Here is an 18,049-nt window from a genome sequence, read left to right as displayed (position 1 = left end):
GTTTTCCAAGCTTTTAGAGCCTCTGCTATATTTACATAAGTTGCATAGTTGTAATACAAGTTGGATCGTTATCAAAAGTGGAAAGTTCCGCCTCAACAGTTTTTCCGCTGTAGTCTATTTTCACATTGTAAGTTTGATTCCGCGGCAGCCACAGGTCAATAAAGCCGTTCGCCAGCGACTTCACGGTTTCATTAATCACTGCATTGCCTTTTTCATCTTCAATATAAACACTAAACTCTTCATTTGCTAATTCGCCTTGACAACCTGTCAAGTTATGGTTCGTTCAAGGATGGGTTGTATTAACATATGGCGCGATCGAAACAAAAAACGCGTCCTTAGGCAGATCGTAGACTTTCTCGCTTCCATCATTTTTAACAATAAGCTGGCTGGACGTAATGGAAGCCGATTCTGCTTGCAGGCTGTCTGTGCTATAACCCTGCACCATCTCTTTGATGTTAATGCCATCATTCCCTTTTGCGTCATTGCTTTCCTTCGAATTTTCCGCATTGCAGGCAGACAGCACCAACGCAGCAAATAAACCAATCAACAAAAACTTAAATTTCATCCGGCATTCACCACCTTATCATTACTTAGCACAATTATATCATCCTGCAATTCTGTTTGTTACCCTTTTCACATTTTCTACACTTTTCCCAATACTCACCCCACTTTTGTAAAAGAAACGACAAAACTCAGGCAAAATAGCCAAGCATGTCAACGTTACAATTAATACAGGAATGATCCACAGCATCCTTCAGCTCCTTATGAAAGAGGAACCCGCCTTGGATAAAAACCGTTTTGCATTAAAGAAAATAGTGCTCTATGCCTTAAAATCCGTGGTATGGCCTTTTTTCCGGCGTACCGCTATCTTTATAGGAATCACACTTTTACTGGTTTTTCTGGCAGGAAAAATAAACTGGTCACCTTTCGAGAATTGGGTGATTGACAGGCTAACCTACATGGAGCCCGCCGGCCGACAGGACTACCTTCCTGTAGAAGGAAAGGTTAGCTTTACAGATACAAAGGCATACAAGAAGGAACAATACTTGATTTTTAAAACGAATATAAAAAATTCTGCTCAACTGCTTGTTTCTAAGGTGGGATTTCAAAAAAGTAATGGAAACGAGAATTTCACCAGCATCAAAAAAGATGTTTTCAATAAAAGTAAATTCAAAGACCTCCCAATCGAATTAATGGGTGATATGGATGGGGAGCGGAAGGTGGCGCAATCGGATTGGGAAATCATAAAAGTTAACCTGAGGGATGGTTTCAGCGCCCTGGAGGATATGCTGACGGTCAGGATATTGACTGAAGATGGCAAACCGATGATCGTGAAGGTCGTTGATGATACGCCTGTCGTGGTTGAATTTGATCCGTCGGATAAAGTATTGAAATGGGGCCGGGAAATTCAGGCTGCTTCTGACAAATACGGAATTGATCCTGCTTTAATCGCGGCTGTAATCGAACAGGAGTCGGGGGGCAACCCTGATGTCCAGAGTTCAGCCGGCGCGATCGGCCTGATGCAGCTCATGCCAAACACAGCCCGGGGATTGAAGGTCGATCCTTACGATCCCGCCGAAAACATCGATGGCGGCGCCAGATATTTGGCCATCCAGCTTAACCGTTTTGGCAATCTTGAGTTGGCGCTGGCAGCATACAACGCTGGCCCTGGAAACGTAATTAACTCCAGATACATGTATATAGCCGAGACACAAAATTATATCCGGAGCGTGCCAGCCCTGAAAACTAAATATGAGAAGAAATTCTCTGCTGGGAACTGATCTTCTAAAACCTCAAACTAGATTTACCCATTTGAGGAATTTTCCTGGTTGTGTATTTGAAAAGAAAAGGAATGTTCAATTTCTTAGCGAATTATATAGAATGAGGTGATAAAAATGATAGTAGTAACGACTGAGAAAATCGAAGGTTACCAAGTGAAAGAAATCAAAGGGCCGGCATTCGGTCTGATTGTGCGAAGCAGGGGATTGGGCGGCGACATCATGGCCGGGCTTAAGGGGCTTGTCGGCGGTGAAATTAAGCAGTACACGGCCATGCTCGAGGACTCAAGGAAGGAAGCAATGGACCGGATGATCCGGAATGCCACCGAAATGGGTGCTAACGCTATCATCATGATGCGTTTCGATTCCGGGGAAATCGGCCAAAACATGAGCGAAATTGTCGCATATGGCACGGCAGCCGTGGTGGAGAAGCTTTAATGGGCTGGCTCATTGCCGCCGGTTTTTACGGGCTGCAAATTCTCGGCGTCATTGTCTGCATCCTGCTTGGCTATTTCATTTATGACAAGCGCTACAAGAAAAACCAGGGCGCAAAGGTACCCGCCGGATTCATTCCTACGGATGAAATCAATGTTGATCCCGTGACCGGGGAAAAAACGAAGGTATACTACAATCCTGAAACAGGCGAGCGGTTCTATAGGAAAATTTAATGTTTCGTATAAAAAGATGCTCCGGGTATGATGGCCGAAGCATCTTTTTTGTGGCTTTTTTAAATACCATCCTTCCAAATCTCTCGTTCAGCTTTTATAAGGTTTTTTATATCATCAAATTTAATTTCGATTTCCAGGTGGTCACCGACCGCGTGCGGTATACCAATGCTTATTCCCAAGGCATTTTCCGTAAAATAACTGAAAGTGAATGAAGAATTGCTCTCATCCATTTTGTCGGCAGCAACGAACATATTGATTAACTCCTCGTCTGTAAAACGTTCTATTAAATCCGTGAGGACCCTTTCTTTTTCCAAGTTCAATCCCTCATCAAAAGGTATATACCTTCCATTCCTAAATTTCTCTATTAGCTCTGTATCAATCTTAACTAAATCAGCCAATCTCACTTTTATTCCATTCTTCAGATCAATATTAGTTGTATAAAATAGATTGGTCGGATGGGGAGTATTTTGTACATATACAGCCCCGAAGTATTGAACGCTAATGTATCGTTCACTTTTCCGCTTTATAACAGAATCAACCTTCAGTTCAACATCCGGGTGAACTTTGTCATCATCCGATTTATATACTTCAGTTATTCTTATGGCTTCTTCTTTCAATATGCTATTAACTGAATTCTGCGTCGAGACATTGGATAACCCATTGATTTGCGGATAGTTAATTTTTATATCGCTTTTTATATCTTCAATAACATAGCTTTCACTTAAAACACTGTATGGCTGATTTGCCGAATCACCGTTTCCTTTTACAATGGCGGAATGCCCCTTTTCAGCTCCACAAGCTGTTAATTGCAATGTCACAATTACGAGTACTAGTAAAAATAATAACTTCCGGATCATGTATTGGAGTAACCCCGCTTTCACTTTCAATCTATCACTTATTCTTTCTTTTTTTAAGGAAGGCTACACTATAACTAACCTGGATTGCCTTGTCCAATTTATATCCACAGGATGTCTGGCCTCTTGATCATACGCACCTTTCTCAAACCCACCAACACCTTCATTATTATCAAACAACCATTTTTCTGGCATTAAAATCCTCCTTATTATAAAGCAGGGTTATTAGATAAATATTAACAAAATTAATCGAGTTCTTTTCCAACAAAATCCCAAACATTGGCTTAGAGTTCTAAACTTTCGAACTAAATAAATGTACCAATAAATATATTTTTCAATAAAAAAAGCCCTCCAATTAGGAGAGCGTTATTCCTATTCATAATAATTTTTTTCTTTGAGCCCTTCTGTAATCTCAAATCTACCGTAGAGTGTATTCTAATTATCCCTTGTATGCTTCATCTATTTTCTTTAGATCAAATTTCTTCATTTTTAGAAATGCCTTCGTTACGCGGGCAAGCTGCTCAGGTGTTCCCTTGCTCATCATCTCATTCATATTGCTCGGCATAACCTGCCAGGATATGCCAAACTTATCCTTCAGCCAGCCGCATTCCTCCGCTTCAGGAACTGCCGAGAGCTTTTCCCAGTAATAATCAATCTCTTCTTGTGTGTCACAGTAGACAATAAATGAGACTGCCTCGTTAAAACCGAATTTGTGCTCATGCGCGCTATCCATTGCGGTAAACCACTGGTTTTCAATCATGAATTCGGAGAACATGATTGATCCTTCTTTATCGGGTTCCATGCCTGCGGGGTAACGGGCGATAAGGCCCTGCTTTGCGTTCTTAAATACAGTCAGATAAAAATTCATTGCTTCTTCCGCCATGCCGCATTTATCGCCGACAAACAAAAATGACGGGATTATTGCGGGCCGCTCTTCCCCTTCCGGATTGGTCAGGATCAACTGCCAGGACAAACCAAACTTATCCTGAATCCAGCCATACCACTCACTGAACGGATACTTATCAAGCGGCATTAACGCTGTACCGCCTTCGGACAATTTGTTCCAAACCTCTGTTAATTTCTCTTTCGCGTCGTTATCTCGCGATGGATCAAAATTGACGAAAAAAGACACCGACGGATTGATTTTGAAGTATGGCCCTGCACTGATTGCCATAAACTTCTGTCCCCAAAGCTCAAAAGAAACTAGATCAGCGTCGCCTGATGGTGTGTCGCGGAGTGTTCTGACATTCGTAACTTTTGAGTCCGGGAATATGGAAGCGTAAAACTCGGCAGCTTCTTTTGCCTCCTTGTCATACCATAAATGCGGAACAATTTTTTGATTTGTTTTTGACAAAGAAATTCCTCCTTAATTTTGATACGACTACAAAAACTTACGACTTTCATTCCAAATTATTTTACCACTATCACTCTGTTATAATTTCTTACCGATTGCTATATTGGCTATTCTCACCTATCGAAGCATTCTGCTGCATAATAGTAATAGAATTCAATTAAAGGTCACTTAATCCTTCTATGAAAGCCACTTAGGTTTGGAAATCCACGTAAAAAAGTCCTTTGAGATTTAATTTCTCAAAGGACTAACAGTATTTATAATATCCCTTTATTAAACCGCTTTTTCGTCCCACTTCCTGTCATCGTGGACGAAAAGGATGCCCAATTCATGATGATCGTTTTCATAGAGGGCGCGCTGGACGAAGCGGATTTGCCCGTTTGTATCGAAAACCTCCAGCTTGCAATGGGCCCGGTTTTGCAGAAGCGCTTCGTATAAATCATTTTCGTTGCTAACCGGCATGCCATTCGCCTTGCTGATCAGCTCTCCGACTTTCAGCTCCATTTTATCAGCGGGCGAACCCGGAAGGACGCCGAGGATCATCAACCCTTCATTTTTCCGCGCAAAATAGAACGGGCGGTTATCTTCTTTTACCTTTTGGTAAAATGCTATCGCTTCGCGTCCGAGGATGGCAAGGGCCGCCGCGCCGATGGCTGCAACCGGGTACCAGTAGCCTGCCGCCGAAACGAGCAGGACAAGAACCCCGAGCGTTGTCACCTTTTTCCCATAGGCCCTAATGGCTTCAGCCGGAAGCATGCCCTGGATTTGCTGGTGCATGCCGATTGCGAATGGGACGAGAAACAGGGAGTAAGTATTTTCGCCAATGCTGAACACTGGCCACCAGTCGAATGGCAATGTGAGGGCGCTGCCCGGAATCAGGAGGAACACAGGTACAAGCCATAGCCTTCTCGCTTCATGGACGCCGACCCGCTGGCCACGTTTGCTCGTGATGAGTTTCGGCGAAGTTGCAATGCTTCCCCTTTTTAAAAGGAGGATTCCTTCGGCAATGAGCAGGATGGCGATAAGCACTGCGAGAGATGGGTAAATCCGGCCGGATGCCGATTCGAATGCTTCACGGATGAATGGGACGTTGAATGTCTTTCCTCCAAGGTAAATGAGCGCGAAAAACGCCGCACCGACCGTATAGGCCGGCCCGATAAGCCGCATATTTCCGGTCAGGCTGAAAAGGAGCGTAAAAAGAGCTGCAAGCATGATGGCCGCAACCGGCACAGCAAGGCCAGACGCCAGCGTTATAAGTGACAACAGAAGCCCGGCGATAAGCCCGGCCGGCACGAGCTGCCGAAGCTCGAAATACGCATCCTGCGCCCTGACAGTGAAATTTTTGCGCTCGCGCTTAACACGGCTGACCCCAAGCATAGCCGCAAGGAAAAACGCATAGTAGAAAACCGGATGCAGCAGCATCCTCCCTATCCCCTTCAGCACCTCAATACCCCATTGCTCAATCAAATCCCGCACCGCCCTGTTAATATCGTAAAATTTTGTACAAATATTATTTTTAGGATAATCACTATCCAGCCAATCGGCTTACTTCCATTCTATCAAAAAAGGCCGGTAAAACATATTGCTAGATTTCCGTTCGTGCTAAAATTCAAGCTAGGTGTAACAAAAAATGGATCCATTCGTTGTATGGGAGCGGGAGGAGGGAAGCGTTGGATAGTTCGCGGATTGAAAAACTCGATGATTTATACCGAAAATATGCAAAAGGGTTGTACGGCTACCTGCTTCGGCTCTCCGGCTCCCCGTCCATTGCAGAGGACATGGTCCAGGAAACATTTTTACGGGCAACGGTTTCGTTGTCATTTTACAGGCATGAGGATGTCAAACCATGGCTGTTCCGGATAGCCCGAAATATTTATATTGATGAATGGCGGCGCCGGCAGCGCTGGAAGTGGGTGCCGTTCTTTGATAGGGAAGAAATGACCAGCCCTTTTGGGACGCCGGAGCAAGAGGCAATCGCCGGTGAAACAGCCAGGGAATTGGAAGGCCTGCTCGGTTTGTTGCCTGAAAATTACCGGACGATCATTTATTTGCGGGAGTATGAGGGCTTTTCATACAGCGAGCTGGAGGAAGCCCTTGGTTTAACAAGCGCACAGGTTAAGGTGCAATTGCATCGGGCGAGGCAAAAACTGAAGCAGCTCGGCGCGAAGGAGGAATTTTTGAATGACTGAATGGACGAAGGATAAGGAAAAGAAAATATTATGGAAATACCGGTTTACGCTAACGCTTAGAATCGTACGGGTCTTGGCTGCGATTGGACTTTTATATTGGGCTTATACCATCATTCTGTTTATTTCATATGACCAGTCGGAAAAGGCCGACAAGAATTATTTTTCGATAGCGCAGGCCATCAATTGGACCCAGAACGGGTACCTTGTAAAAAACGAGCCCTTTTCCCATGCCGAAATCACACCTTTTTTAAGCCAAAAGCTTTCGCTGCCCCTCGTTCGCACGATTGGGAAAAAGGAGGTGCAGATTGGCTCGGTAGATGTTACCAAAAGGCTGATCGCTCCCTTTTCATCAAAAAGCATTGCCTATTCCGAAACATCCGCTCAATCCGGTTTTTCTTTTTTCCTGCCCGAGGATCCTCGTACAGGGAAAAAGCTGACTTTAAAGGTGGACCCCGCGGTATGGTCCACGCTAGAAAAGGTGCATGAAGGGACAGTTGCGGATTTTGCATTCTCGACTGACCGCTATTACAAACCAGAGGATTTGCTGACGGTTTTGTCCAACTATGATGTTGATGTGCTCTGGATGCCTTTATATGCCGGAGAGGTGAAGGAAATAAAAGACGTCAGTTATAGTGTTGCGGGTGGGACCTATTTTACGGTTGACGGCCTCGGAATGACCCGCGCCCGGGAAACGGATGATTACACATCCTATAGGGAATTAGGGCTGCATCCTGATGGGATAAAAGAGAATGAAAAAATCATGCTCGCCAATATGGAGCATTTGCTGAAGTCTGAAAACAAAACTTACCTAGAAAATGTCCTTGGACTGAGATTCCTTCAGGAAAGGCAAGATTATTTGAAGAAAAATGGATTTAGAGTATACGGCGCTGTTGTGACCGGCCCAGTTAAGGAACTTCTGAAGCTTCGTGAACTGAAAACGATTCAGTCGGCGGAGGTTGGCGAATTTGCTTATTGGAATTGGACCGGGGAATAACCTCGGCTGGAATATTCCTTACAAAAAAAGGCTGCCAAGTGAGTGACTACTTGCCAGCCTTTTTCATTTGTTGCGAATGGAAATCTTATCGGTTCACATTCAGTGCCGGTTGTCGCTGTGAACGGTTTACCTGCTCCTCCTCGCAAAATCGACGAATCGGAACTTGTCGAGGCGATGTCTTGACTCGGTATACTCAATCAGGGACGCATTGTCGAGGAAAACATTGTTCCGTACGACAACGATATGGTTGTATCCATTCAGATCAAGGTAGGTGCGGTCTTCATCCGTGCATTCCTCGACGGTGATTTCCTTCCGGGCAAACGAAATGTTTAAATTCAAATCGCCTTCGAGATACGCATAGATGCTGTCCTCGCAAATTTCCTTGGTAAGCCCCGGTACGTATTTTTTCACGAAAAACGACTTGTCGAGTATAATCCGCTCCCCGTCCTTTTCACGAGTCCGCGCAACCTTCCAGACTTCCTCCTTGGCGGAGATTTTCAATTCGTTTTGTAAAAAACTATCCGGCTTCATTACATATAGTTCATGGACTGTCGTATGGAATTGCTGCCCAACCTTCTCCGCGACCTCTTTGAAGCTTGTCAGTCCGGAAACCGGAAAGTCGAAGCGGCCAATGTCGAGCACAATCGACCCTTTTGCCTTTATTTTTTGGATATAGCCATGCTGCGAAAGGAGATTCAGCGCCTTACGAATTGTTTCCCTGCTCGTCCCATATGCCTCCGACAATTCGTTCTCCGATGGCAGCTTTGTATGCTTTTTCAGCTTCCCGCTCTCGATTTGCGCGGCAATATCCTGGTAAATGCTATCGTATTTATTCGTTACCATGGCTCTCACCCGGTTTATAAAATTAGGAGGCAGCTTGAAACTGCCTCCCGTTCATTGTACCATTGCTGCTTCCTGTAATGAAGAAACAGACCAATCCGTTTTTTCTGTGGAACACTACTTTGTGAAACAAGATTTTTCGGGGAGTGACAGGCACTGTTCGTATTTCTGAAAACCCATTTCTCCGTGAAACACTGCTTGTGAAACAAGATTATTCGGGGAGTGACAGGCACTGTTCGTATTCCCGATCCCGTTTCTCCGTGAAACACTGTTTGTGAAACAAGATTATTCGGGGAGTGACAGGCACTGTTCGCATTTCTCAGCTTCACTTTTTCAAATGGAATACAACCGATTCATACGGACGGAGGGTGAAACTAAGATAGTCTCCGGGTTGGTCTTTGTAATTCGATATGAGCACGCTGGCTTTTCCGCCGTCACCATCAATACGGACGTCATCCGGTAGCTCAAACTGCGCGTCTTCACCATAAAAATTGTTTACAACGAGCAGGGTTTCTCCGTTCCAGGAGCGGGTGTACGCGAATATCCTCGGGTCATCGGCAAGGAGGAGCTTGTAGTCCCCGAACGTTATAATATCGTATTCTTTCCGCAAGCCGATTAGCTTTTTGTAATAATAGAAAACCGAATCCCTGTCGGCAACTGCCTTTTCAACATTAATGTCCGGGTAATTTCCGGCAACGCCGATCCACGGGGTTCCTGTCGTGAAACCTGCGTTAGCGGATGCGTCCCATTGGACAGGAGTCCTTGAGTTGTCACGCGACTTGCTTTTCAGAATCTCGAGTATTTCCTTTTCGTCCATGCCGGAAGCTTTTTTCAGCCTGAAAATATTGAGTGATTCCACGTCACGGTAGTTCTCGATCGACTCAAAGCCCGGATTTGTCATCCCAATTTCTTCACCCTGATAGATGTACGGCGTGCCCTGCATCATATGGATGGTTGTTGCAAGCATTTTAGCCGACTCGACCCGATATTTACCGTCATTGCCATATCGCGAGACAACTCTCGGCTGGTCGTGGTTGCACCAGAAAAGTGCATTCCAGCCGCCTCCCCGGTTCATTTCCTCCTGCCAAGTGGACAAGATTCGTTTTAATGCAAGGAAGTCAAAATCGGCAAGCGTCCACTTGTCGCCGCCCTCGTAATCAACCTTCAAATGGTGGAAATTGAAAGTCATGCTTAGCTCCTTTCTTTCCGGGTTGCTGTACTTGATGCAATTTCCAATGGTCGTCGAAGACATTTCACCAACGGTCATGCTGTCGTATTTGGAAAATGCCTCGCGGTTCATCTCTTTCATGAACTCATGGACGCGCGGGCCGTCTGTATAGAAGCGGCGTCCATCGCCTTCATCATCATTTGGAAAGCTTTGGTCTTTTGAAATCAGATTTATTACATCGAGCCTGAAACCGTCGACCCCTTTTTCAAACCAGAATTTCATCATTTCATAGACTTCCCGGCGGACTTTTTCATTCTCCCAATTCAGGTCCGCCTGTGTGACGTCAAACAAGTGCAGGTAATACTGCCCGGTTTGCTCGTCATATTCCCAGGCGCCGCCGCCGAATTTTGATTCCCAGTTTGTCGGAGGGGCGCCATCGGCTCCGTCCTTCCAGATATAAAAGTCGCGGTATGGGTTGTCCTTCGATTTGCGTGATTCCTGGAACCACGGATGCTCTGTGGATGTGTGGTTGACCACGAGATCCATAATAAGCCTAATGCCGCGTTTGTGCGCCTCATCAAGCAAACTTTCGAAATCCTCCATCGTTCCGTATTCCTCATGGATTGAAAAATAATCGCTAATATCGTACCCATTATCCCGCTGCGGAGACTTATAAATCGGCGTCAGCCAAACGACATCCACGCCAAGCTCCTTTAAATAATCCAGCTTTTCAATAATACCCCGCAAATCTCCAACGCCGTTCCCTGTTGTATCCTTAAAACTCTTCGGATAAATCTGATAAACAACCGACCTTCTCCACCACGGTTCCTTCATGCTGATCACCTCATTTTGATAATGGTGCCTGGTACGTTTTTGGTTTATGTCCAGTTTTAAAGCCAGGAACTCGGCGGGACACTATGATCCATCCTGGGTTCCTGGCCCAATCTCTTAACCTGTAATTAAGCAAGCTCCCCTTTACGAGCTTTCGTTTTGCCCCACAGGTAGGTAAGGGCGAGCGGTACGGCGATGGAAATGGCCATACCGATAAAGAATGGCGCCCATTTTTGCGGAACGATTGATAAAAATCCAGGCAGACCGCCAACGCCAATCGATGGCGCGATAACCTTGTTAATCGTAATGAACATTCCGGCCAGCGCGGAGCCGATCATCGCGGAGATGAAGGCGAAACGGAAGCGGAGGTTCACCCCAAACATAGCAGGCTCGGTAATTCCCAAATATGCGGAGACCGCGGACGTTATGGACAAGCCTTTCAGCTTCTCATCCTTCAGCAGGAACATCATCGCAAGTGCTGCGGATCCCTGGGCTACGTTGGACATAACCAGGATAGGCCACAGGAATGTTCCGCCTGTACTAGAAATCAGCTGCAGGTCGACCGGCAGGAACGTATGGTGCATACCGGTTACAACTAGCGGCGCGTACAGGGCGCCATAAATAAGTCCGCCAATCGCCGGAACTGTATCAAAAATGCCCGTAAATAGATTTGTAATCCACTGGCCGATTGTAAAGGTGATCGGTCCGATAATGATAAATGAAAGGAAACCGGTAATTAATAGCGCAATCGGTGCCACAAGCAGCAGCTGGAACGCATCGGCAATCTTGCTGCGCAGGAAGCGTTCAATTCTCGCCAAAACATACGATGCCACAAGCACCGGCAAAACCTGTCCCTGGTAGCCAACCTTTTGGATTTCAAGCCCAAACAGGTTCCAGGTAGGAATATCACCTTCAGCCTTCGCAGCTCCCCATCCCCACGCGTTCAAAAGATCCGGGTGGACAAGCATCAGGCCTAGCACGATACCAAGAAGCGGACTTCCGCCGAATCGGGTTACCGCGGCCCAGCCAATCAATCCCGGCAGGAATACGAACGCCGTATTGGCAATCAAGTTGATAATCGAAGCAAAATCACCAAATTGCGGATGAACATCAACTAATGACTGGTCAGGGTAAAAAATCCCCGGCCCTGTCAGGACGTTGTTAATCCCCATCAAAAGACCAGCAGTCACAATTGCTGGCAATATTGGGATAAATATATCAGCCAGCGTCTTGATCGCACGCTGGAGCGGATTCAGTTTCTGCGCCGCGGCGTCTTTTATATCCTGCTTGCTCGCATGCTCAATTCCCGCCTGAGCGGCGAGTTCATTGTAAACCTTGTCGACAGTCCCCTGGCCGATTACAACTTGGTACTGCCCATTTGCCGAAAATGAACCTTTCACAAGATCGATTTTTTCAAGTTCTTCTTTATTAACCTTCCCCTCGTCCTTAAGCGCAAAACGAAGGCGTGTCACACAGTGAGTCGCGGCGCCAATATTTTCCTTGCCCCCGACCGCATCAATAATTTCGGAAGCAGACTTTTTTAGATCCATCCTCTTTCCCTCCTAAAACATTCGAATGTGAGCGTTTTCTTTTTATCGATTATGAACCCTAGGATTCCCCTTTGGTGCGATTTCGAAAAAATCAAACCGAACGGCGGGAAGTCACTTTATAGGTTTCGGTATTTTTAAGTAAACGGATTCATAATTGTTTAAAAAGATTTAACTTGTATATACAAGATTTAATATTTAGTATATCCTGTATATACAAGTTGGTCAACTATGGAGATTCCCGCAATCTTCGAACGAAGGCAATAATCAGATGGCTAAACAGACTTTCCCTTCCTCCCTTTACAATTTGTGGTTGTTTACACTATAAGCGCGTTGTAAAATAAATGGTAATGAAGCTTAAGGGGCTAGTAAATTGGCAAAGAGTTTAAAAATAATCCTTTCGTCCGCTTTGTTTTTCGGACTTGCCTATGGATCTGCGACTATAGCAGAAGGCGCTGCAAAAAAATACGCCAATTGCACCGAATTAAATAAAGATTACAAGGGGGGCGTGGCGAAAGACTCCAAGGTGAAAAACATAGGGGGAAAAACGCGGTACAAGCCATTTGTCTCTAAAGACCTCTATGAAGCAAACAAATCAAAAGACCGAGACAAAGACGGCATTGCCTGTGAAAGATAATCCCGGAGTCCCACCTAGGGCTCTTTTTTTATTTAAATATTGAACGTCCCTAAGCAGTTCGATAGAGTTCCAAACGGTACAAGTACGTCGAAGTCGTTTTAGAAGTCGCCTCGCCATCCGAGTCTGTTCATAAACCCACTAACTCTGTACATAAACACCTGCCCGGCTTACGAACCCTCACTCAAAAACTGATTTACCCCTCCAAGCCAGCAGTTCAAATTCCGTGAAACACTACTTGTGAAACAAGAAAATTCGGGGAGTGACAGGCACTGTTCGCAAAAAAAAGAAGGCGGGGATTCTTTCTCCCCACCCAATGCCAAACATGTTCGGCTCACTACAAGCCGACGCTATTTCGCCAACAGCCGGAGCGCTGTCCTTAGCTGCAGGTCATTTTTGTCTTTCTTCGTTTCCGTCAACCTTGCTTCATCAAGTGCAGCGGCTGTCTTCCCGTCAATTTTGCCGGTTGGCTGCAAACCTGAATGCTGCTGGAACGCCTTCACCGACCGGACAGTCCCCGTACTGAAATACCCATCCGTCCGCCCCGGGCTGTAGCCAAGCCCCTCCAAAATAACCTGGGCGTTCTTCACTTGCTCATTGTTCATATCCGCTTCAAGCGCGCCGTCCACCTGTACTGGGTGCGTCCCAAAAATACCAGGCTGTATAACCTCCACATCCGGCATGATGCCCTTCCGGTGAATCCAATTCCCGTCAGGCGTAAGCCATTTGAAAAGCGTCAGCTTAATATTGCTGCCATCCCCCATCGGCATCGCCTGCTGAACCGTCCCTTTGCCAAACGTCTTCTCCCCGACAAGCGGATACCCTTTCGCCTCGGCAAGCGCCCCGGCGAGAATTTCCGAAGCGGAAGCGCTCCCTTTGTCAACAAGCACTGCAACAGGATACGGCTTCCCCTTCTTCAAAGTTGAAAAATACTTATCTCGCTTGCCATTCCGTTTCTCAATCTGGACAAACGGCTTATCGCCGTCAACAAATTCGCGGAGGATTTCTTCCACACTTAATAGCAGCCCGCCCGGATTGCCCCGTACATCAATCGCAAGCCCGGTGATATCATTGTCCTCAAGCGCCTTCAGCTGCTTTTTAAAATCGGTCGCTGTTTCCTCGGCAAATGAAGTAATCTCGATTACCCCGATCAGCTTCCCATTCACATTCTTCACCTTTGAAAAAACCGTCTCGATTGGAATCTGGTCCCGTTTCACTTCAACCGTAATCGGCTCCTTCACATTCTTCCGTTCGACCTCAAGGCGGACAATCGTCCCCTTCTTGCCCCGGATTTTGACTGTAACCTGAATCAAATCAAGCCCCTCGACACTTTTCCCATTCACCTTCAGGATTCGGTCATGCGGCTTCAAGCCGGCTTTTTCCGCAGGGGAATTTTTAAACGGCGACACAATCACGATTTTGCCGTCCTCCATCCCAACCTCGGCGCCAATCCCCTCAAATGTTGATTCCAGCGATTCATTGAATTGCCGCGCCGTCTCCTTGTCCATATAAACAGAATAAGGATCATCAAGCGAAGCCAGCATCCCCTGGATCGCACCCTCAACAAGCTCCTCGCGCTCCACCTTCTCCACATACTGGCTGACAATCAATTCGTACGCCTGCTCCACTTTATCAAGGAGCGCTGTATCCGTCGGCTTATCCTTCCCCTTCTTCGGAACCGCCGCCGCATCAACCGCAAACCCCTCGGCCCGGGACTCCGCCCACTTCATTCCAGCAAATGTCCCGCCTGACCCGGCTGCGAGCGACCCCGCCACCATAAGCGCCAACCACTTCCGCCTCATGCCCCCACTCCCAACATATCACGCCATTTTTGTAAAAAGCACCGCCCTACTTGCGATGCCCGTTACTATACATATATGCCAGAATGGACGAGTTATGAATAAAGCTGCTTTGGAGAAAATGGGCCCATGCCATAAGGCTCCGCCCTACATGGAGTCCGAGCACACGCCTTTTCGGCGGCTCTCCTGTCGGAAAATGGCAAAAAACAAGAAAAAAACAAGTAAAAAGTACCAGTTTCCCGGATGCATAAAAAGGAAATAATTAGAATGTAGGCCCCGGCGTTCGGCACCATGATTTACACAGGCCGGGTGCAAAAAGAGCGGGGAAGCTATGCTTCCTCCGCTCTTTACTGATGCATATTGGAATTGGTATTGCGCGCTTAACGCGGCACGCCATACGCGAACGGATTGACCGCGTTTGATTTGCTGTCGTTCCAGTCGCCTCTATGAAGCTCAAAGTGCAAGTGTTTTCCTGTCGAATGGCCGGTATTGCCCATATAGCCGATAAATTGCCCCTTGGAAACTACCGCTCCATCCTCGACCCCGCGCATATCCAAGTGTGCGTAAACGGTTGTATACGTTTGCCCGTCGATATAATGGGCAATGAAAACCACGTTGCCATAGCTGCTAGAATAATAGGACTTGATGACAACTCCGCTTGCCGCGGCGACAACAGGAACATTCCCGGACCTGTTTGCCCAGTCAACTCCATAATGGAAAGTTCCCCAGCGGGCGCCAAAGCCGGAAGTATTCGCGCCTGTCGTCGGCTTCATGAAATTGCCTGAAGTGACAGGAGGAGCCTCAACCGGTTCAGAGGATCCATGGGATCCGCCGCCATTATTCTTTTTTGCCGCAGCAGCGCGCGCGGCGGCTGCCCTGGCTTCCGCTTCACGGCGCGCGCGTTCGGCTTCCTTGGCAATCCGATCTTTTTCAAGCTGGATTGCCTTTGCCATCGCGGATTCCTGCGATTTCAGGATTTCATTCTTCTCCTGCAGCTCCATCTTATGGTCATGCTCTTCTTCTTGCTTCACAAGCTCCTTCATCAGCTTGTCCTTTTGGGCGCGCTGTGAATTGAGCTGTTTGTTCATCGCTTCAAGGTCGGCAAGCATTTGCTTAAGCTTGGCGAGGTCGCTCTCAACCTTTTGCTTCTTTTGCTCAAGTTCTTCCATATCAGCCTTGTGCTGTTCAAGGATGTCCTTGTCCGCCTCCATGATTGTCGCCACCGCGGTTGCCCGGTCAACAAAATCACTGAAGCTTGTCGCACCCATTAAAACATCCATATAGCTGACCATGCCGCCATTTACCTGGAAATTACGGGCGCGGTCCTTAAGAAGTTCATTCCGCTTCGCAATCCGCTCTTCGAGGACTTTGATTTCTCCCTGGAGCTTTTTGATTTCCATTTGTGTTTCTTGAATATCCTGTGTCTTGTCACGGATTTTCTTGTTTGTCTCGCCGATTGCGAGATCGAGCCTCTTGATTTCCGCATTTACCTTTTGCTGCTCATCCTGCAGCTTTTTAATTTTCTGGTCCGCCTCATTTATGTTGGCGTCCACTTCAGAACGGTTTTTCTGGATCTCTGTTTTTTGATTTTGCAAATTCGATAGTTTGGAAGCTTCTGTGTGTAAAGCCGAACCCCCAAATAAACTCCCTATGCCTACCACGACCGACGCGGCAAGCGCAATGGCTGATCTTCTCAATTCCCGATTTCTCCTTTCCACTGCAACCCATGTACAGGTAAATCGTCTCTATTTTTGGAACTCTCTGTTCATGTAAGCCTGACTAAAAAATTCACTTAAACCCTAAGGAACTTCCTGACTGACATCATGCTTCCCCAAATTCCAATAAATGCTCCCATAAGGATAAGCAGCCCGGATACCTGGTACATGAATGGGTCGAACGGAAGAATTTGTATAAAATGGCCCTCAAGCAACGGATCGAGATAACTGTATGCCTGATAGTACGCGATTGAAATCAGGACGACCGGAACGACCGACCCGAGAATCCCCAGCCACAGGCCTTCAAGGAAGAACGGCCAGCGGATGAAGGCGTTTGTCGCGCCTACCAATCTCATAATCTGGATTTCTCTTCTTCTCGCAATGATAGTGATTTTGATTGTGTTCGAGATAAGGAACACAGCCGTGAAGAATAGCCCGGCAATCAGTGCGAGCCCGACATTCCGGCTCGCGGCAATGAATTTGAACAGCTTCTCGACACTCTCCTGCCCGTATTGGACTTTATAGGCAAAGTCCATCTTCTTGATTTTGTCGGCAGCCTTCATAGTATCTTCGGGATTTTTCGTTTTTACGATAAATACATCGTTCAAAGGATTGTCCTGTTCAAAAAGTTTATAGGATTCACCGAGATTTTTTATCAAAATCTGCAGCTCCTCTTCTTTCGACGAGAAGTTAATGCTCCTGACTTCCGGAAGGGCGGCAATCTTTTTCCTAAGTTCCTGCTGCTGGTCCTTATTGGCAGTGGTATCGATGTGTACGCGGATTTCCACGTCCTCTTCGATGGTTTCAGCCACCTTGTTGAGATTCATCATAATAACGAAAAAGACACCGACAAGGATGAGCGTGACGGTAACCGCGCCGACCGACGCGAACGTCATCCACCCGTTCCTACCAATGCTTTTCAAGCTTTCCCGTGCATGGCGTCCCAGGGTTCTAAGCTTCATAGCCGTAGTCCCCCCTCTGCTCGTCACGGACAATTCTGCCTTCTTCTATCGCGATGACGCGGTGCCGGATTGTATTGACGATTTCCCGGTTATGAGTCGCCATGACGATCGTGGTGCCGCGCGTGTTGATTTCCTCGAATATTTTCATGATCTCCCATGAAGTATCCGGGTCAAGGTTCCCGGTCGGCTCATCCGCGATAACAACCTTTGGGGAGTTGACAATTGAACGCGCGATCGACACACGCTGCTGTTCCCCGCCTGACAATTCGGTCGGGAGCATCCTGGCCTTATGTTTAAGGTTAACGAGATCAAGAACCTCCATAACCCTTTTCTTGATGTACTTCGGATGTTCTTCGATTACCTCAAGCGCGAAAGCGACGTTTTCATAGACGGTCTTCATCGGAAGCAGCTTGAAATCCTGAAAGACCACGCCAAGGTTCCGCCGGAAAATCGGCACCCTCTTCAATTTCAGCTTCGCAATATTTACGCCATTTATAAGGATTGTACCGGATGTGGGCACTTCTTCCCGATACATCATTTTAATGAACGTCGACTTGCCGGCCCCACTCGGCCCAACCACGTAAACAAACTCTCCCTGGTTGATTCGAACATCGATGCCGCTTACAGCCGTTACGCCATTCGGATACTTTTTATAAACATTTTGCATTTCTATCATTTAAACAATCACCTAATTTGTTTTGTCGACAACGACCTACACG

General features: G+C 46.7%; 18 protein-coding genes. 6 read left to right on the top strand and 12 right to left on the bottom strand.

The window, feature by feature from the left end:
- Positions 1–31 precede the first annotated feature (31 nt).
- The gene (locus DRW41_RS22910) at positions 32–565 is read right to left on the bottom strand and encodes a CueP family metal-binding protein (protein ID WP_181884453.1); all 534 of its coding nucleotides are present in this window, start codon (positions 563–565) and stop codon (positions 32–34) included.
- Between the two features lie 172 nt (positions 566–737).
- On the opposite strand from DRW41_RS22910, the gene DRW41_RS23870 reads away from it, so the two are divergent.
- From DRW41_RS23870 to DRW41_RS07215, 3 genes are all read left to right on the top strand, one after another.
- Positions 738–1,781, top strand: coding sequence for a lytic transglycosylase domain-containing protein (locus tag DRW41_RS23870; protein ID WP_115451299.1), 1,044 nt, complete (start codon positions 738–740; stop codon positions 1,779–1,781).
- Positions 1,782–1,895: 114 nt separating this feature from the next.
- Positions 1,896–2,216, top strand: coding sequence for a YbjQ family protein (locus DRW41_RS07220; RefSeq protein ID WP_115451298.1), 321 nt, complete (start codon positions 1,896–1,898; stop codon positions 2,214–2,216).
- On the top strand, positions 2,216–2,446 hold the full coding sequence (locus DRW41_RS07215; RefSeq protein ID WP_115451297.1) for a hypothetical protein: 231 nt from the start codon (positions 2,216–2,218) through the stop codon (positions 2,444–2,446). The genes DRW41_RS07220 and DRW41_RS07215 overlap by 1 nt, the downstream gene beginning before the upstream one ends.
- Positions 2,447–2,505: 59 nt before the next feature.
- On the opposite strand, the gene DRW41_RS07210 is transcribed toward DRW41_RS07215, so the two are convergent.
- The 4 genes from DRW41_RS07210 to DRW41_RS07200 all read right to left on the bottom strand — a co-directional run bounded on the left by DRW41_RS07210 (position 2,506) and on the right by DRW41_RS07200 (position 6,127).
- Entirely contained in the window at positions 2,506–3,333 is an 828-nt protein-coding gene (locus DRW41_RS07210) for a polysaccharide deacetylase family protein (RefSeq protein WP_181884452.1), read from the bottom strand.
- Positions 3,334–3,366: 33 nt separating this feature from the next.
- A complete protein-coding gene (locus tag DRW41_RS23570; protein ID WP_281272287.1) occupies positions 3,367–3,495 on the bottom strand; it encodes a hypothetical protein in 129 nt (42 codons plus the stop codon).
- A 244-nt stretch (positions 3,496–3,739) separates the two neighbouring features.
- The gene (locus DRW41_RS07205; protein ID WP_115451295.1) at positions 3,740–4,654 is read right to left on the bottom strand and encodes a VOC family protein; all 915 of its coding nucleotides are present in this window, start codon (positions 4,652–4,654) and stop codon (positions 3,740–3,742) included.
- 270 nt (positions 4,655–4,924) lie between these two features.
- Positions 4,925–6,127 (bottom strand): PDZ domain-containing protein, encoded by a 1,203-nt coding sequence (locus tag DRW41_RS07200; protein ID WP_342771981.1) that lies wholly within the window; start codon positions 6,125–6,127, stop codon positions 4,925–4,927.
- Between the two features lie 194 nt (positions 6,128–6,321).
- Between DRW41_RS07200 and DRW41_RS07195 the strand changes: the two genes are divergently transcribed.
- Together DRW41_RS07195 and DRW41_RS07190 are read left to right on the top strand one after the other, a co-directional pair.
- On the top strand, positions 6,322–6,840 hold the full coding sequence (locus DRW41_RS07195) for a sigma-70 family RNA polymerase sigma factor (RefSeq protein ID WP_115451293.1): 519 nt from the start codon (positions 6,322–6,324) through the stop codon (positions 6,838–6,840).
- Positions 6,833–7,834 carry an anti-sigma factor gene (locus tag DRW41_RS07190; RefSeq protein ID WP_115451292.1) on the top strand — a complete coding sequence of 334 codons (1,002 nt, stop codon included), beginning with the start codon at positions 6,833–6,835 and terminating at the stop codon, positions 7,832–7,834. Before DRW41_RS07195 ends, DRW41_RS07190 begins: the two co-directional genes overlap by 8 nt.
- 126 nt (positions 7,835–7,960) lie before the next feature.
- Here DRW41_RS07190 and treR read toward each other — a convergent pair whose 3' ends face one another.
- The 3 genes from treR to treP form a co-directional block, all read right to left on the bottom strand.
- Positions 7,961–8,677: a trehalose operon repressor gene (gene treR / locus DRW41_RS07185; protein WP_115451291.1), complete on the bottom strand. Its 717-nt coding sequence runs from the start codon at positions 8,675–8,677 to the stop codon at positions 7,961–7,963.
- 322 nt (positions 8,678–8,999) lie between these two features.
- Positions 9,000–10,676: an alpha,alpha-phosphotrehalase gene (gene treC, locus DRW41_RS07180; RefSeq protein WP_115451290.1), complete on the bottom strand. Its 1,677-nt coding sequence runs from the start codon at positions 10,674–10,676 to the stop codon at positions 9,000–9,002.
- Between the two features lie 125 nt (positions 10,677–10,801).
- Positions 10,802–12,223: a PTS system trehalose-specific EIIBC component gene (treP, locus tag DRW41_RS07175; protein ID WP_115451289.1), complete on the bottom strand. Its 1,422-nt coding sequence runs from the start codon at positions 12,221–12,223 to the stop codon at positions 10,802–10,804.
- 370 nt (positions 12,224–12,593) lie between these two features.
- Between treP and DRW41_RS07170 the strand changes: the two genes are divergently transcribed.
- Positions 12,594–12,857 (top strand): excalibur calcium-binding domain-containing protein, encoded by a 264-nt coding sequence (locus DRW41_RS07170; RefSeq protein WP_115451288.1) that lies wholly within the window; start codon positions 12,594–12,596, stop codon positions 12,855–12,857.
- 347 nt (positions 12,858–13,204) lie between these two features.
- Here DRW41_RS07170 and DRW41_RS07165 read toward each other — a convergent pair whose 3' ends face one another.
- The 4 genes from DRW41_RS07165 to ftsE form a co-directional block, all read right to left on the bottom strand.
- Entirely contained in the window at positions 13,205–14,656 is a 1,452-nt protein-coding gene (locus DRW41_RS07165) for a S41 family peptidase (RefSeq protein ID WP_115451287.1), read from the bottom strand.
- A gap of 377 nt (positions 14,657–15,033) precedes the next feature.
- Entirely contained in the window at positions 15,034–16,350 is a 1,317-nt protein-coding gene (locus DRW41_RS07160) for a murein hydrolase activator EnvC family protein (protein ID WP_115451286.1), read from the bottom strand.
- 95 nt (positions 16,351–16,445) lie between these two features.
- Positions 16,446–17,330: a permease-like cell division protein FtsX gene (gene ftsX, locus DRW41_RS07155; RefSeq protein WP_115451285.1), complete on the bottom strand. Its 885-nt coding sequence runs from the start codon at positions 17,328–17,330 to the stop codon at positions 16,446–16,448.
- Positions 17,320–18,006 (bottom strand): cell division ATP-binding protein FtsE, encoded by a 687-nt coding sequence (gene ftsE / locus DRW41_RS07150; protein WP_115451284.1) that lies wholly within the window; start codon positions 18,004–18,006, stop codon positions 17,320–17,322. Before ftsE ends, ftsX begins: the two co-directional genes overlap by 11 nt.
- Positions 18,007–18,049 lie beyond the last annotated feature (43 nt).

This window comes from Neobacillus piezotolerans (genome assembly GCF_003362805.1).
In the GTDB taxonomy this organism is placed as follows: domain Bacteria; phylum Bacillota; class Bacilli; order Bacillales; family Cytobacillaceae; genus Bacillus_D; species Bacillus_D piezotolerans.
The sequence above is the reverse complement of the archived record's forward strand: the minus strand, read 5'-3'. Positions and strand labels throughout refer to the sequence as shown.

Excerpts from the sequence above, each read along its gene's own strand:
- ftsX (WP_115451285.1), bottom strand. The coding sequence starts at position 17,330 with ATGAAGCTTAGAACCCTGGGACGCCATGCACGGGAAAGCTTGAAAAGC.
- ftsE (WP_115451284.1), bottom strand. The coding sequence starts at position 18,006 with ATGATAGAAATGCAAAATGTTTATAAAAAGTATCCGAATGGCGTAACG.
- treR (WP_115451291.1), bottom strand. The coding sequence starts at position 8,677 with ATGGTAACGAATAAATACGATAGCATTTACCAGGATATTGCCGCGCAA.
- DRW41_RS07190 (WP_115451292.1), top strand. The coding sequence starts at position 6,833 with ATGACTGAATGGACGAAGGATAAGGAAAAGAAAATATTATGGAAATAC.
- DRW41_RS07220 (WP_115451298.1), top strand. The coding sequence starts at position 1,896 with ATGATAGTAGTAACGACTGAGAAAATCGAAGGTTACCAAGTGAAAGAA.
- DRW41_RS23570 (WP_281272287.1), bottom strand. The coding sequence starts at position 3,495 with ATGCCAGAAAAATGGTTGTTTGATAATAATGAAGGTGTTGGTGGGTTT.
- treC (WP_115451290.1), bottom strand. The coding sequence starts at position 10,676 with ATGAAGGAACCGTGGTGGAGAAGGTCGGTTGTTTATCAGATTTATCCG.
- DRW41_RS23870 (WP_115451299.1), top strand. The coding sequence starts at position 738 with ATGATCCACAGCATCCTTCAGCTCCTTATGAAAGAGGAACCCGCCTTG.
- treP (WP_115451289.1), bottom strand. The coding sequence starts at position 12,223 with ATGGATCTAAAAAAGTCTGCTTCCGAAATTATTGATGCGGTCGGGGGC.
- DRW41_RS07165 (WP_115451287.1), bottom strand. The coding sequence starts at position 14,656 with ATGAGGCGGAAGTGGTTGGCGCTTATGGTGGCGGGGTCGCTCGCAGCC.
- DRW41_RS07215 (WP_115451297.1), top strand. The coding sequence starts at position 2,216 with ATGGGCTGGCTCATTGCCGCCGGTTTTTACGGGCTGCAAATTCTCGGC.